Source organism: Nonomuraea sp. NPDC049158, from assembly GCF_040648335.1.
In the GTDB taxonomy this organism is placed as follows: domain Bacteria; phylum Actinomycetota; class Actinomycetes; order Streptosporangiales; family Streptosporangiaceae; genus Nonomuraea.
On sequence record NZ_JBEZDM010000013.1, the window covers coordinates 80495 to 93685 of the forward strand.

The 13191-nt window shown below is 68.3% G+C and carries 14 protein-coding genes; 7 read left to right on the top strand and 7 right to left on the bottom strand.

Annotation, left to right across the window (positions count from 1 at the left end; translation table 11 throughout):
* Window positions 1–111 precede the first annotated feature (111 nt).
* The gene (locus AB0B61_RS27300; RefSeq protein ID WP_358437289.1) at window positions 112–1755 is read left to right on the top strand and encodes a hypothetical protein; all 1644 of its coding nucleotides are present in this window, start codon (window positions 112–114) and stop codon (window positions 1753–1755) included.
* Entirely contained in the window at window positions 1752–2789 is a 1038-nt protein-coding gene (locus AB0B61_RS27305) for a hypothetical protein (RefSeq protein WP_358437292.1), read from the top strand. The genes AB0B61_RS27300 and AB0B61_RS27305 overlap by 4 nt, the downstream gene beginning before the upstream one ends.
* Here the strand turns inward: AB0B61_RS27305 and AB0B61_RS27310 are convergent.
* The 5 genes from AB0B61_RS27310 to AB0B61_RS27330 all read right to left on the bottom strand — a co-directional run bounded on the left by AB0B61_RS27310 (window position 2774) and on the right by AB0B61_RS27330 (window position 7393).
* Window positions 2774–3373, bottom strand: coding sequence for an ATP/GTP-binding protein (locus AB0B61_RS27310; protein WP_358437295.1), 600 nt, complete (start codon window positions 3371–3373; stop codon window positions 2774–2776). The genes AB0B61_RS27305 and AB0B61_RS27310 overlap by 16 nt on opposite strands.
* Window positions 3354–3755 (bottom strand): DUF742 domain-containing protein, encoded by a 402-nt coding sequence (locus AB0B61_RS27315; RefSeq protein WP_358437298.1) that lies wholly within the window; start codon window positions 3753–3755, stop codon window positions 3354–3356. The genes AB0B61_RS27310 and AB0B61_RS27315 overlap by 20 nt, the downstream gene beginning before the upstream one ends.
* Complete coding sequence (locus tag AB0B61_RS27320) at window positions 3752–4183, bottom strand: roadblock/LC7 domain-containing protein (RefSeq protein ID WP_225301344.1); 432 nt, start codon at window positions 4181–4183, stop codon at window positions 3752–3754. The genes AB0B61_RS27315 and AB0B61_RS27320 overlap by 4 nt, the downstream gene beginning before the upstream one ends.
* Window positions 4180–6600 carry a nitrate- and nitrite sensing domain-containing protein gene (locus AB0B61_RS27325; RefSeq protein WP_358437302.1) on the bottom strand — a complete coding sequence of 807 codons (2421 nt, stop codon included), beginning with the start codon at window positions 6598–6600 and terminating at the stop codon, window positions 4180–4182. The genes AB0B61_RS27320 and AB0B61_RS27325 overlap by 4 nt, the downstream gene beginning before the upstream one ends.
* A gap of 226 nt (window positions 6601–6826) precedes the next feature.
* Entirely contained in the window at window positions 6827–7393 is a 567-nt protein-coding gene (locus AB0B61_RS27330; RefSeq protein ID WP_358437305.1) for a hypothetical protein, read from the bottom strand.
* 294 nt (window positions 7394–7687) lie between these two features.
* Here AB0B61_RS27330 and AB0B61_RS27335 point away from each other — a divergent pair, with 294 nt between their 5' ends.
* Window positions 7688–8236 (top strand): Pycsar system effector family protein, encoded by a 549-nt coding sequence (locus AB0B61_RS27335; protein WP_358437307.1) that lies wholly within the window; start codon window positions 7688–7690, stop codon window positions 8234–8236.
* 88 nt (window positions 8237–8324) lie between these two features.
* Here AB0B61_RS27335 and AB0B61_RS27340 read toward each other — a convergent pair whose 3' ends face one another.
* Window positions 8325–8795, bottom strand: coding sequence for a hypothetical protein (locus AB0B61_RS27340; RefSeq protein ID WP_358437310.1), 471 nt, complete (start codon window positions 8793–8795; stop codon window positions 8325–8327).
* Window positions 8796–9033: 238 nt separating this feature from the next.
* Between AB0B61_RS27340 and AB0B61_RS27345 the strand changes: the two genes are divergently transcribed.
* The 4 genes from AB0B61_RS27345 (at window position 9034) to AB0B61_RS27360 (ending at window position 12257) form a co-directional block, all read left to right on the top strand.
* Window positions 9034–10401: a hypothetical protein gene (locus AB0B61_RS27345; protein ID WP_358437313.1), complete on the top strand. Its 1368-nt coding sequence runs from the start codon at window positions 9034–9036 to the stop codon at window positions 10399–10401.
* Window positions 10398–11012 (top strand): TetR family transcriptional regulator, encoded by a 615-nt coding sequence (locus AB0B61_RS27350; RefSeq protein WP_358437316.1) that lies wholly within the window; start codon window positions 10398–10400, stop codon window positions 11010–11012. Before AB0B61_RS27345 ends, AB0B61_RS27350 begins: the two co-directional genes overlap by 4 nt.
* Window positions 11013–11155: 143 nt before the next feature.
* Window positions 11156–11458, top strand: coding sequence for an antibiotic biosynthesis monooxygenase (locus AB0B61_RS27355; RefSeq protein WP_358437319.1), 303 nt, complete (start codon window positions 11156–11158; stop codon window positions 11456–11458).
* Window positions 11459–11504: 46 nt separating this feature from the next.
* A complete protein-coding gene (locus tag AB0B61_RS27360; RefSeq protein WP_358437321.1) occupies window positions 11505–12257 on the top strand; it encodes an AraC family transcriptional regulator in 753 nt (250 codons plus the stop codon).
* Window positions 12258–12392: 135 nt separating this feature from the next.
* On the opposite strand, the gene AB0B61_RS27365 is transcribed toward AB0B61_RS27360, so the two are convergent.
* Entirely contained in the window at window positions 12393–12995 is a 603-nt protein-coding gene (locus tag AB0B61_RS27365; RefSeq protein ID WP_358437324.1) for a hypothetical protein, read from the bottom strand.
* Window positions 12996–13191: the final 196 nt, after the last annotated feature.

The following is a 13191-nucleotide window of genomic DNA, read 5'->3' on the forward strand; positions in this document are numbered from 1 at the left end:
CAAAGGTCGCCCCGCCCGGTTGTCAGGTCTGGCAGGGTCGACGCGGCCGTGCTGATCGGGCGACGGGTACGGAGTACGGGTTCGGGTTCGGGGTCTGGGGTCGGGGAGAGCATGAACCTTGTCGGGGATGACGAGCAGTTCGATCGGCTGCTCATCGCTGCGCGGGCGTATTGGGGACATCGCCCTCCTCGGGATGACAGCGGGCCACTGGTCGTGGCAGAGGCGTTCCATGAGGACATCAGGGTCATCGTGCGCAACCTGCTGGTGGCGAACGCGCTCTGCGATCTGTTGTCGGCCCGGCTGCTCGTGCTCACCGGCACCGACCCGGACTGGCGCGAGACGCTCTGGCAGGAGTACGACATCCAGCGGGTCCGGCGGCTGGCCGAGGCGTTCGGCGCCACCGAGGTGCTCGACGTGCACGGCCTCGTGGATCGCCGGCTGGCCGACCGAGGCGACAGCCCGGCGGAGGGAAGCGACTCCGAGACACTGGCCGCCGTGGAGAAGGCGACGCTGATCCGGCTGGGCCGGGTGCCGCGACTGCCGGACAGCGAAGAGCCCTGGCATCAGTCGCGGCGCGCCCGTACCAGGGCCTTCTCCGCCGTCTACGACCAGCTGTTCGCGGAGCGGTCGCCCGCCGCGCTGGTCACCAGCCATGTCGACTACGACCAGTGGGGGCTGGCGGTCGACACGGCCATGCGCCGGGAGATCCCGGTCGTGCACGTACAGAGCACCGGGGCTCTGAAGGCGTACGCGCTCTTCCCGGAGCACCGCAGGGGGCTCGGCACCTTCCGGGAGGAGCTGACCGGCCAGATCGCCAAGTTCTTCGAGGAGTACGTCTGGCCGCACCGAGACCTCATCAGGCCGAACGCCGAGCTCGTGGCCTGGCGGGCGAAGGTCAACCTGGGTCGGCCGAGCTGGTGGCGGGCCGGAAACGTGAGCGACTACGAAGTACGTACCGAGACCGAACGCCGCCAGCTCCGCCAGCACGCCTGCGAACGCTTCGGGATCGACCCGGACCGGCCGGTCTTCACCGTCTTCCACCATGCCGTCTCCGACGCGGTCGGCGCCAACAGGGAGCTGTTCGACGATCTGGCGCGGTGGTTCGAGGAGACCGCGGATTTCGCCGCCACGAACGACCGCGTGAGCTGGCTCTTCCTGGATCATCCGAGCCAGTTCCGGTATGACACGACCGGCCATTTCGCGGCGGTGGCGGCCCGCCGTTCAGCGCATGAGCACATGGCCTTCATGCCCAGCCTGGCGCTGTCGAAGAACGCGCTGTGGAGCATGACCGACGTCGGGGTGACCGTGCGCGGGAGCGTCTCCAACGAGTTGCCCGCCTTCGGCATCCCCGTCATCCAGGCCGGTTGGTCCGAATGGAGCGAATGCGGACTGTCGCACGTCGCCCGCACGCGGGACGACTATTGGCGGCTGCTCGGCGAGGCCGTCGCCAAGCACGCGAAGGGGGAGTCCATCTTGGGGACCGAGCAGCGGGAGCGGGCCCGGCTGTGGCTGTGGCTCTACCGCAGCGGGGCCGACGTGCCCTCGCCGGTGGTGCCGCACTGGGAGGTCGGGCAGGGCAACGAGTACCTGCACACGCTCGTCGCCGGTCTGCGGCACGTGGAGCGCGACGGCGACCCGCTGCACTGCGCGGTACGCAGGATGTGGGAGCGGCGCGACCCGCTGCTGTGCCGGTTCGACTTCCGGGATTCCCACGGCCTCGCCACGGCCCTGACGGCTTCGAGGAGCGCGTCATGAGCACCTTGCTGACCACTGGCCCGGGCACCGACTTCGACCGGCCGGCCGTCCCCGCCGAGGCGCCGATCGGGATCATCAGCGGCCACGACGCGGCGCTGCGGGTGGCCGACCAGGTGCATCGTGGCGTACAGATCGTGGGCCGGTTCGAGCGCTCGGGACTGGCCGGATTCAAGGTGGCCGCCGCGGGCCGCCGGCTGCGCGTGACGGTCTCGCTGTCGGTGGACGCCGCCTCGGTACGCGGCTGGCACGAGGGGGAGCCGGAGCAACCGGCGGAGGCCGGCAAGGGCCTGCCGCGGCTCATCCAGATTCGCTCCCAGGGGCGGTTGCGCCAGTGCGTGCTGCTGAAGGGCGGCGGCCACCTCAAGAAGAGCGTGGCCGTCTTCGACCTGCTGCCCGAGGAGATGCCGGACGACGGCCTGATCTGCGTCGAGGCGCTGGACATCATGGAGGGGCGCGGCATTTCCGGCGTACTCCGCGAAAGCCTGGCGGGATCCGTCATGCACGATGGCGTGGCCGGGCTGCGCATCGACAGCGTGGACTTCATCGTGAGTCCGGCTGGGGAGCAGGCCGTGGCCGCCGCCGAGCAGACGCGGGATGGCGTGCGCAGCGAGACCTCATCCCTGATCAGCTGCGGTGGCTTCGCCGGCCGCCAGGGCACCCGCTCTCTGCGCTCCGGCCTGTTCGTCGTCAACCCCGTACCACCGGGCGTCTTCGGCTCGGGGGGCGAGCTGACCATTCGCCTCAGCGGCCGGGCGGGGGGTACGGCCGGCCGGCGACTTCGCGCACTGATCCGGAAGGCCCGGCCCGGGGGCAACGGCTGGGCGCTCAAAGCGGCCGCGCCGACCGTACGGCAGATCGTGAGCGTTCAGGACGGCGAGCTGGCGGCGCCGACCCAGTCCACGAGCGGCGCCATCACCGAGCTCCGGCTCCCGGCGCCCACGAGCGCACCGATCCTCGTCGTCGTCACGGCCCAGAACGGCGCCGTGCCCAGTCTGCTGTCCACGACCTGGACGCCAGGTCAGCCTACGGGGTGAGCCGCCGCGCGGGCCTGCGTGGCCATCAGGTGCTCGACGAGCGCCAGGAGGACATCGCGGCCCGCCGCCCGGTCGCGGGCGTCACAGAGCACCAGCGGCACCTGCGGATCGAGGTCGAGGGCCTTGCGGATCTCCTCCTGTGTCCGGTCCTTGACGCCGTGGAAGCAGTTGACGCCGACGATGAAGGGGATCCGGCGGCTCTCGAAGAAGTCGATCGAGGCGAAGCTGACGTCCAGCCGGCGGGTGTCGACCAGGACGACGGCGCCCATCGCGCCGTTGACGAGGTCGTTCCACATGAACCAGAAACGCTCCTGCCCGGGCGTGCCGAACAGATAGAGCACGATTTCGCGGTTGATGGTGATACGCCCGAAGTCCAGGGCGACGGTCGTGGTGGTCTTGCCGCCCACCCCTTCCAGATCGTCCACGCCGACGCTGGCATGGGTCAGGTACTCCTCGGTACGCAGGGGGGCGACCTCGCTCACCGCGCCGACCAGGGTCGTCTTGCCGACGCCGAAACCACCGGCGATAAGGATCTTCACTGCCAGGGGAGCGGTGTCCTTCTGGTCAGAGATTGCGTAGCCCATCCCGCACCGCCTCAAGGATTGTCATACCGGGAAGGCCGCCCGCCTGCGCGAAGGCCAGTGGCGGCCGGGCCCGCAGCTGACCGGCCTCGATCAGGTCGCCGATGAGGATCTTGGTCACGGAAACCGGAAGGTTCAGCGCGGAGGCCACTTCGGCCACCGCCAGGGGCCGCGTGCACAGGGCGAGGATGGTGCGGTGCTCCGGCTGCATCCTCCGCATGCCGTGTCCGGACTCCGAAGAGGTCGCCTCGGACAACGCCGTCACCAGGGTGATCAGCGTAAGGTCGTCCCGCTCGGGGGTGGTTCGTCCGCCGGTGATCGTATAGGGACGGACAAGGGGCTCATCGGCGGCATCGTCGTCGAAGCTCTCCGTCCAATGCCTCATCCGTGTCTCCCCGCGTCATCGGCTTCCGGGGCGCGCGTGTCGGTGCCCAGCTTCTGGCCGACCTGCTGGACCAGGGTGTGCATCGCGACGCTCATCAACTCCGCGTCGACCTCCTGGGAGGCGACCACGGCCAGATGGGTGCCACGGCCGGCCGCTGTGACGAACAGCCACAGGTCGGCCATCTCGATGATGACCTGATGGACCGGGCCACCACTGAAGAGCTGTCCGACACCGCGGGCCAGGCTCTGCTGGCCGGTGGCGATCGCGGCGAGGCGTTCGGCGTCCGAGCGTTCGATGGTCCGGGAGCGGCTGACCACCAGGCCGTCGTCGGACAGCACGATGGCGTGCCGCGTACCCGCGACCTGATTGACCAGACCGTCCAGGAGCCAGTCCAGGTCTGCGTCGGTGGCGGTGGTTCGCTGCGTCATCTTCGGTCTTCCGTCGTAGGGGAACCGGGCTCGGGGGACCCGTCCGGCCGGGGCTGGAAGGCGTCGTCACCGGTCCGGCGCCGGCGGGACTGCCTCTGGAACGCACCGATCGTGGCACTGGATCGGCTGGGCTGGTCGCGTACTGCCCAGGTTTCCTGATCGGTATCTTCATCCCTGTCCGCCGGGGCCTTCAACTCGGTGACCAGATTGGCCTGGCGCACCCGCTGGGGCAGCGGCGGACGCTCGGCGGACGGGGGCGCGTCGTCTCGATCCGGTGCTGTTACGTAGGCCATCGCGCGTCCCCTGGACCGGGTCGGCAGCGGCGCGTCGTCCTCGCGGGGCGGGACTTCCTGGGGACGGGGCTGCGGCGCGGGGGGAGCCTCCTTGGGTACCGCGGTCGGCCCAGGTACCGCGCGGGGGCGGTCCACCACGAGCGGTTCCGGGAGCAGCACGATGACCCGGGTGCCGCCGAAGGCGGACGGCCGCAGCTCCACCTGGAGTCCGAGGCTCATGGCGAGCCGGGCGACCACGTACAGGCCGAGGCGCACATCGTCGGCGTGCGTCATCACGTCGAGCTGCGGCGGCGACTTCAGCAGGGCGTTGGCGGCGGCGTACTGCGCGGGTTCCATGCCCAGGCCGCGGTCCTCGATCTCCACGGCGAGACCCCGGCTGACCAGCGCGGCGCGCACCTCGACAGGGGTCATCGGCTTGGAGAAGGCGGTGGCGTTCTCCATCAGCTCCGCCAGGACGTGGACCAGCGGCCCCACCGCCCGCTCGGCCACCCAGGGATCGCCCTCGACCTCGATCGAGATCCGCCGGTAGTCCTGGACCTCGCCCTGGGCGGCGCGCAGGACGTCGAGCAGGCGGACCGGCTTGCGCCAGCGGCGCTGCGGCTGGCCGCCGCCGAGGATCACCAGGTTCTCCTCGTAGCGGCGCAGCCGGGCGGTGAGGTGGTCGAGGTCGAACAGGCCCTCCAGCACCTCGGGGTCCTCGTGCTTGCGCTCCAGCTCGTCCAGCTTCTTCAGCTGAAGGCCGATGAGGATCTGGGTACGGCGGGCGATGCGCTGGAGCATGCGCTGGAAGCCACGGTGCTGTTCGGCCTGGCGTACGGCGGTGTAGACCGCGCTGCGGCTGGCCAGGTTGAGGGCATGCCCGAGCTCGCCGAGCTCGTCGGGGGTGGGCTCGACCATGTGCACTTCCGCGTCCACGTCGACCTCCTCGCCGCGCTCCAGCCGGGCGACCACGTCGGGCAGCCGCTCCTGGAGCTCCTGGGCCTCCTCGCGGAGGTGGAGGATGCGCCGGCGCAGGATGCTGGTGAGGCGCCAGCTGGTGAAGATGACCAGGCCCAAGGCGAGCACGCCCACGGCGCTGACGCTGAGGAAGATGATGAAGAGGGTGCCGGCGTGCGTGTAGCCGATCGTGGCGACGTTGGTGAGCCGGACTTGCAGGAGTTTCACCAGCTGCGGGGTGATCGTGTCCACCGAGGAGCGCCACGACGCGCTGACCTCGCGGAGCGCCACCTGGCTGCTCTCGCCGGTCCCGGAGGTGACCAGCCGCTCCTCCAGAGCGACCATGGTCTGCCACGCCTTGCTGGCCGTCAGCTTTCCGTACTGGCTCTCGTTCTCCAGGAGGCCGGGGGCCACCCGGGACTGCAGGAGATGCTCCTTGGTGCCGATGGCGTCGGCGACCAGGTCGTGCTCCTCCGCCGTCAGACGCCCCTTCTCCCAGCCACGGGCCAGGATGGCGTCTTCGCGGCCGAGCATGTCGAGCACCCAGAAGAGGTCGACCAGCGTCTGCGCCTTGGTGTTCACCTCGCCGTGTTCGGTGTGGCTGAGGACGGTCAGCAGGCCGAGATCCGACTCGAGGACGCCGGTGTAGTAGTCGAACGCCTTCTGCTCGTTGGACCACCCGGCGTCGACCGCCCGGCGCTGCTGGTCGAGAAGGTCGAGGCCCCGTTCGACGCGGGCGACGGCCGCGGGGATCCCCTCCTGCCCGTGGCTGGTGTCCAGGGTCGCCAGCGGGCGGAAGGCGGTCACCGCCTGGTCGGTCAGCGCCCGCTGCTTGGCCAGCTTGTCGCGGGCGGCGCCCCGCGGGTTGGCCTGCGCCTCCGCGGTGAGCAGCCGCTCCTGCCCAAGATTGAAGAACAGGTTGGCCGCGGGCCTACCGGCGCTGGTGGTGGCCAGATCCATCTGGGCCTTCTCCGACTGCCACTGCTTGAACAGCTGGAACATCCCCGAAGCCAGCACCGGGGCGAAGGTGATGCTCGGCACGAAGACCACAATGATCAGTACGGTACGCAGGGGCAGTCGGCGGGCACCGGCCAGTCGCCGCGGCCGGCCGCTGGTCGACTCCGGTGACCCGTCCCCATCGTCCGCTGGTCCCGTCCGTCGCCGCCCGATCCTGCCCAAACCAGCCACGTGCGGGCACTCTCCTTGCCGATCGGCGCGTCCTTCGCAAATCGCCAAAGTAGGCGATTAGTGGCCTGATAGTAGCGATAGGGCAGTTGGCGTCGAAAGCCCCCTACTTCGCGGAGCCGTGCCATAAGAAGCGCAAGATCCACGGCCATCGGCCTACCCGTACGTCAGACGTCTCCTGACGGGCGTCAACGACCGGACCAACGGTTCGTCTGCTGTTTTGTCAGTTTTATATCTTCTTTGTCTTTTTTGTCTGTTTTGTTGCTGGGGAGAGGCCGGCGATAACGGCGGCGACAATGGGCAATCCGAGGACCAACGCGATGATCGTCGACCACGGGGTGTCGAAGGCCACCCGTGGCATCGGCTCCCAGTCGACCGAGGCGGTCATCGGCCACACCAGCAACAGGCCGATGGCGCATCCGGCGGCCGCGCCCATCACCGTGCCGCAGGCCGCGCCGAATCCCGCACGGCACGCGGCGAACAACCGCAAGGTCGCGGTCGAGCCGCCGCCGACCCGCAGCAGTACGCGTCTCGACCGGGAGCGGGTGGTTGCCCGGCCCGTCGCGGCCCATGCACCGCCAAGGGCGTCGAAGACCGCCACCGCTGCGAAGGGCCGCCAGCCGGTTGAAGCCTGGAATCCCCGCTCCACGTAGGCGGCTCCCGTGCCATCCGTCACGCGGGTGTGACGGCTGCTCGGGGCTGATTGCGCCGCGAGCACCGCGGAGCCGCACACAAGCGCCGCGATAATGGCCAGCAACACGGCCACCCCAATAGCGGCGAAGATCGCATCGCTCACGGATGACCTGCATAAACCCGATGCCGCAATGGAATGACTCGCCGTATCATGCTGAGATCATGGCAGGTTTTGGGTGGTTTTAGGCTGCTCAAGCGGCGCGCAGGACGACCCGCGAGTTGGACGGCCATCCTCAAGCAGGCCGGTGCGTGACACGTCCGGGTGCACCGGTTCCTGTTCTGGCCGCACGCCTACAGTCGAAGGTAGGCGAACGCACACCCGCCTACGTCTCAAGCGTCGACTGCCTCGCTGGTCAGCCCCATCGGCCCACGATCCCGACGGAAAGGACCCGCCACCATGAACCACGAACCGGCGACATCCGGCGGCCCCTCCGAAGAGGACAGCGGCGCGCAGCATGCGTCCATGTCCCCGTTCCTCAGGGATCGGCTCGATGCCGCCACCACCGCGGCCCGCGCCGAGCTGATCAGCGCCAGCGAGAAGCGAGCCGGCCTGCTGCTGTCCTGGGCGGGCGTCGCGTACGGCGTGATGGTCACCCTCATCCTCACCGGTCCGGCCCAGTTCCCGGGAGTCGGGCGCTTCGGCGTCATCCTGGCGCTGATCCTGCTGTCCGCGGCGGTCCTGCTGATCCTGATCACCATCCGCCCGCCGTCGCCCCAACAGGGCGGACAGCGAATCCTCCTCTACGCCGAGGAGCCCACGCCCGAAGCCCTGATCGAGCGGATGAACACCGAGACCAGGGACTACGAGCTGTTCCTGGCCACCGACGCTCTGCGGATCGCGCGGATCGCGCGCACCAAACACCGCAATCTGCGCTGGGCCGTCAACCTGATCGTCACCGGCATCATGGTCATGACGATCATGGTCTTCCTGGAGCGCCTGCTCTAAACCATCGTCCTCTCGATCGCGGCCGAGCACCGCGGCGATCGGCAGGGCCGCCGCCAGGCCGCTGGCCGTATTACACGGACGGCTCGATCTAAGCGGCGAACACGTTGGCGAAGAACCCGATCACCGCGAATATCACGGCCAGCACGATCGCCCAAACCAAGGTGATGCCCATCAGGGAAAGAATGAAGGTATGCATTCCGGCGATCGCTGCCGTGATGAGGACGACGATGACGTCGGAGATGACAAGTTCTTCCCAGGACTTGAAGACCAGGAAGCTGGAGATCAGGCCAGTGATGATGGTCAGAGCCACCACTCCGGCCGTACCCCAGAAGCCGGAAGAAGAGTCGGGCTCGGCGGACTCTTGGCTACCGACATTTGGCGAGTATTGCGTGACCGTGACCACTGGAGTGGCCCCTTGGCCGCCATCGGCGACTTCCTTGTCGTGCTCGAACGCGAACAGGGCGACGACCACGCCAACGATCGCCACGACAAGGGCTAGAACGGCGGCAACCTCGGCGTAGACAGTGAGCCGTCGTGGCTTGGCCGGTTCATCCGCCATGCTTGTCCGTCCTCGCAACGGGGAGAGCGATCCAGAGCTAACACTCTAACGAGGCGCCAGACGGAGATGCGGGGGTTGGCGGGACGCAGGCGTCGGCTGCGCACGACTGCAACCCCGGCTGACCGACCCCTTCGTCAGGGCCACCGGAGCGGGGGAGCACGGCCTTCCCGTCTCACAGGACGGCCGAAAAATCTGTCATGTGGCTAACTTTTGACATTCATGTGACAGAATATTCGGCATGAAGGAGAGCGTTCCACGGCTGCTGCAAGACGCACGCCGCACCAGAAGGCACCACGACTGGGTGACAGTCCAGCGACGGCGGCTCGCCGAGATCGTCGAGCACGCCCGCACCCACTCGCCCTACTACCGGGACCTCTACAGCGGCCTGCCTCCCCGCGTCGACGACTCCGCATCGCTGCCGATCACCGACAAGCAGGCGCTGATGGCGCACTACGACCATTGGGCCACCGACCGCGAAGTAACGCTGGCCCGGGCGCGCGCCTTCGCCGCGGATCCGCAACTGGTAGGTGGACGGTTCCTCGACCGATACCTGCTGGTCACCACCTCGGGCACCACAGGAAACCCGGCGATCTTCGTTAAGGACGATCGGGACATCGCCGTCAACTACGCCCTCAGTATGCGGATGATGAGCTCCTGGCTGGACCTCGCCGATATCACCCGGATCGTTGCCGGCGGTGGACGGATGGCCATCGTGGCCGCGACGAACGGCCATTTCCTGGTCTCAGCCGGCGCCGCCCGCATGCGCGGTCACCGGCTACAGCGCAAGTCCATCCGCCTCTTCTCCGTGCACACCCCGCTCGATGAACTGGTCGAGGCGCTCAACGAGTTCCGCCCGGCCCTCCTGCTCGGATACGGCAGTGTCCTCAACATGCTCGCCGCCGAGCAGGAGTCGGGACGGCTGCGCATCGCGCCGGTGCTGGTCGAACCCGCCGGCGAGACGCTGACCAGCGGTGACTACGAGCGGATGGCCCGCGCCTTCGAAGCCAAGGTGCGCGACACGTACGGCGCCAGCGAGTGTCCCTTCCTCACCGAGGGCTGCGCGTACGGCTGGTATCACGTCAACAGCGACTGGGCCGTGGTCGAACCGGTCGAAGCCGACTACTCCCCAACCCCGCCGGGCAGGCGATCCCACACCGTTCTGGTGACCAATCTGGCCAACCGCGTACAGCCGATCCTGCGCTACGACCTCGGCGACAGCGTCTTGCAACGGCCTGACCCGTGCCCATGCGGCAACCCCCTGCGCGCCATCCAGGTACAGGGACGCGTGGCCAACGTGCTCACGTTCGCCACCGGGCGAGGCGAGGTCGTCATCGCGCCGCTGATGCTCAACACGCTGGTGGACCGTACGCCTGGCGTACAGCTGTACCAGATCGTCCAAACCAGCCCGGCGAGCCTGCGCATACGGATGCGGCCCTCGCCCGGGGCGGACCCGGAAGCGGTGTGGCGGGCGGTGTGTGACGGGATCAGCGGTCTGCTCGCCGACCACAAGCTGGACCATGTCATCCTGGAACGCGCTGAGGAGCCGCCGCAGCAATCCCCCGGCGGAAAGTATCGGGCGGTCATCCCGCTGAAGGATTTCGCATGATGTCAGATTCCGAGCAGCCCGGACTGCGGGAGCGCAAGAAGGCCGGCACTCGCGCCGCCATTCAGCGGCACGCGCTGCGCCTGTTCCGTGAGCAGGGTTACGACGCCACCAGCGTCGAGCAGATCGCCCAGGCGGCCGACGTCTCGCACCGGACGGTGTTCCGCTACTTCCCGACCAAGGAAGCGCTGGTCACCCTCGATGACTACGACACCCTCATCGCCGAGGCGTACGCGGCCCAGCCGCCGGAGCTCGGCCCGGTGCCGGCGCTGCGCAACGCCTTCCGGACCGTGTTCACCGACCTGACCGACGCGGACGTCACCGCGAAGCGGGAGCGCCAGGCGCTGGTGCTCAGCGTTCCCTCGCTGTGGGCGGCCAGCCTCGCCAACATCACCAGGACCAAGCAGACGCTCACCGAACTGGTCGCAACCAGGCTCGATCGTCCGCAACACGACGACCGAGTACGGGCCGTCGCAGGCGCGGTGTTCGGCATTTTGCTGTCGGTCTGGCTGGACTGGGCCAAGAACCCGGAGCTGAATGCCCCGGCGGCGTTGGACAGCGCGCTCGCCCATCTGGAGAAGCTCTCAGACTCCGCTGGTCGTACACCAGCCTGACACCGGTGAGATCAGGGCCCGCATGGGGCGTGTCCGTTGGAAGCGTGAACGCGTCCGGCTCGCGGAAGCCGACCGGACCGGGGCGGTGTGATGATCGAGACATCCGCTCGCGGCAGTCGCCGCCCCTGATTCAGGAGGTCCTCTTGTTTATTGCCATTCTCGACTTCGACACCGCCGCTGCTGACCGTGCGGCTGCCCTGGCCCAGCTCGACAGCGAACGCGACGAGGTACGCGCGATGCCGGGTAACGTTGCCTACCGGGTGTACGCCTCCCGGGAGAACGAGACCCGGGTGACCGTGGTCCACGAGTGGGACGACGAGGAGTCGTTCGCCGGCTACCAGAAGTCGGACTCCTTCGTACGTTCTGGCAAGGCGATTCGCCCGATGTTGACCGGGTCGCCGGTGAGTCGGCGTTTCCACGCGGAATTGCTGGAGACCGTCGCCTGACCGGCGTCATGGCGGCTCCCTACGATTGGTTCATGCGAGGCTGTGGATGACCCGGAACGCGTACAGCTTCGTCCGTACGTTCCCGCGGGAGCCCGCCCGCGAGCTCAAGACGGACCGCCACTACCTGCTCTGCGCCTCGGCCGGTGCCCTCCGGCTCGAGGCGCAGGGCCAGTCGTGGCTCCTACCGCCGGCCCGGGCGGCCCTGATCGAGGCGGGCCAGGCGATCCAGGTGAGCATCCCGCAGCCGGTCACGACCGCGTCGGTACTGTTCGACACCGGATTCACCGCGACCCCGCCGGCGCCGTTGACCGTATTCGACCTCAGTCCTCTGGCACGCGCATTGGTGACCGAGTGCGGCACCTGGGGCGAGAGCGACGAACCTCTCACGGCGTACGCGGAGACGCTTTTCACCGCACTCGCCGCGGTGACCTGGCGGCTCGCCGAGCGACCGAGTCCGGTCGTCGTACCGGTGGGGCGCTCACCGGAACTACGCGGAGCTCTGCGGCTGACCGAGCAGCGACTCGGCGGCGAGATCCGCTTCGAGGACGTGGCGGACGAGGTAGGCCTGGCACCACGGTCGCTGGCCCGGCGCTTCGAGGACGAGACGGGCATGACGTGGCGGGCAGTCCTGCGCCGGATGCGGGTGCTACGCGCGATCGAGGAGCTGGCTGCGGGCGATGCTCCGATCACCGAGATCGCGTTCACGGTCGGCTACACGTCGCTGTCGGCGTTCAACGCCGCATTCCGACAGCTGACGGCCCGCACGCCCACGGAGTACCGAGCCAGCTTCCGACCCTGACCGGGGTGCCCTTGATCTACAGACGATCACCGACGCCACGTTCAGTCCGGATATCGGCGGAGCAGAGTCGGGCGGCCTTCAGAAGATGAGAATCCTGGAAGTCCACCACCTGCTCGTTTCCGATTCCGATCCTGCTCAGTCGAGGCGCGGCGGTTGGCCAAGAGGATTCCATTCGATGACGGTGAGTCCGCCATAGTGCTGGGCCAACCTACGGCGCAGGTCCTGGTCGAAGGTGTTCGTTTGGAGGACGACTCGGTTGAGCTCCGGCTCGATCCCCATGCCGAATACTTCGGGTTCGTCGATCGGCCCACCATCACTCTCCATCAACGCGGTCAGCTCAGCTTGACTGTTCTCCGCAGGCCGCACCTGGGGCACGACCGTGTACGGGATGGACTTTCCGTCCGCTGGGTCCACTCCCGAGATCGACGGCAAGGCCAGCTCGCGTCCCCGCGCGGTGACGTAGGGGGCCACGAGCCGGTATGGCTCGTGCAGGATGTACGGCGGGGCAAGATCGTTCGGGTAGGTCTTGGCCCGCTGCTCGGCGGTTTCCAGAGCGCGCCGGAACGGTCCGATGCCCTCGTACGACCTGAGCAACACGGGGGACATAGGTTGGTAGTAGACCTCGACCGCGTCATTCGTAGCGGGTTGTACGATCACCCGCCACTCGCCCGGCAGGAACTCGGGCGCCGCTGTGACGGCGTAGACGGCGAACAGCGCGAAGATCGTCTTCAGTCGCATGCGCGATGAGTGTAAGGCACACGGTTCTCGAGGTGGCGCCCAGGAGATTCGAACTCCTGACTTCCTGCTCGCAAAGACACGCCGCATCGGCGCGAATACAGCTCAGCGCACTGATCCACTCCCCGTGAGTCCCCATTGTTCCCCTTGTTTCCCGCTCCATCGGGCACGCCACGGGCTCCGAACTCTCGGTAGGGAT

Coding starts and splice junctions, on each gene's coding strand:
- AB0B61_RS27300 (WP_358437289.1), top strand. CDS start 112: ATGAACCTTGTCGGGGATGACGAGCAGTTCGATCGGCTGCTCATCGCT.
- AB0B61_RS27305 (WP_358437292.1), top strand. CDS start 1,752: ATGAGCACCTTGCTGACCACTGGCCCGGGCACCGACTTCGACCGGCCG.
- AB0B61_RS27310 (WP_358437295.1), bottom strand. CDS start 3,373: ATGGGCTACGCAATCTCTGACCAGAAGGACACCGCTCCCCTGGCAGTG.
- AB0B61_RS27315 (WP_358437298.1), bottom strand. CDS start 3,755: ATGAGGCATTGGACGGAGAGCTTCGACGACGATGCCGCCGATGAGCCC.
- AB0B61_RS27320 (WP_225301344.1), bottom strand. CDS start 4,183: ATGACGCAGCGAACCACCGCCACCGACGCAGACCTGGACTGGCTCCTG.
- AB0B61_RS27335 (WP_358437307.1), top strand. CDS start 7,688: ATGAACCACGAACCGGCGACATCCGGCGGCCCCTCCGAAGAGGACAGC.
- AB0B61_RS27340 (WP_358437310.1), bottom strand. CDS start 8,795: ATGGCGGATGAACCGGCCAAGCCACGACGGCTCACTGTCTACGCCGAG.
- AB0B61_RS27345 (WP_358437313.1), top strand. CDS start 9,034: ATGAAGGAGAGCGTTCCACGGCTGCTGCAAGACGCACGCCGCACCAGA.
- AB0B61_RS27350 (WP_358437316.1), top strand. CDS start 10,398: ATGATGTCAGATTCCGAGCAGCCCGGACTGCGGGAGCGCAAGAAGGCC.
- AB0B61_RS27360 (WP_358437321.1), top strand. CDS start 11,505: ATGACCCGGAACGCGTACAGCTTCGTCCGTACGTTCCCGCGGGAGCCC.
- AB0B61_RS27365 (WP_358437324.1), bottom strand. CDS start 12,995: ATGCGACTGAAGACGATCTTCGCGCTGTTCGCCGTCTACGCCGTCACA.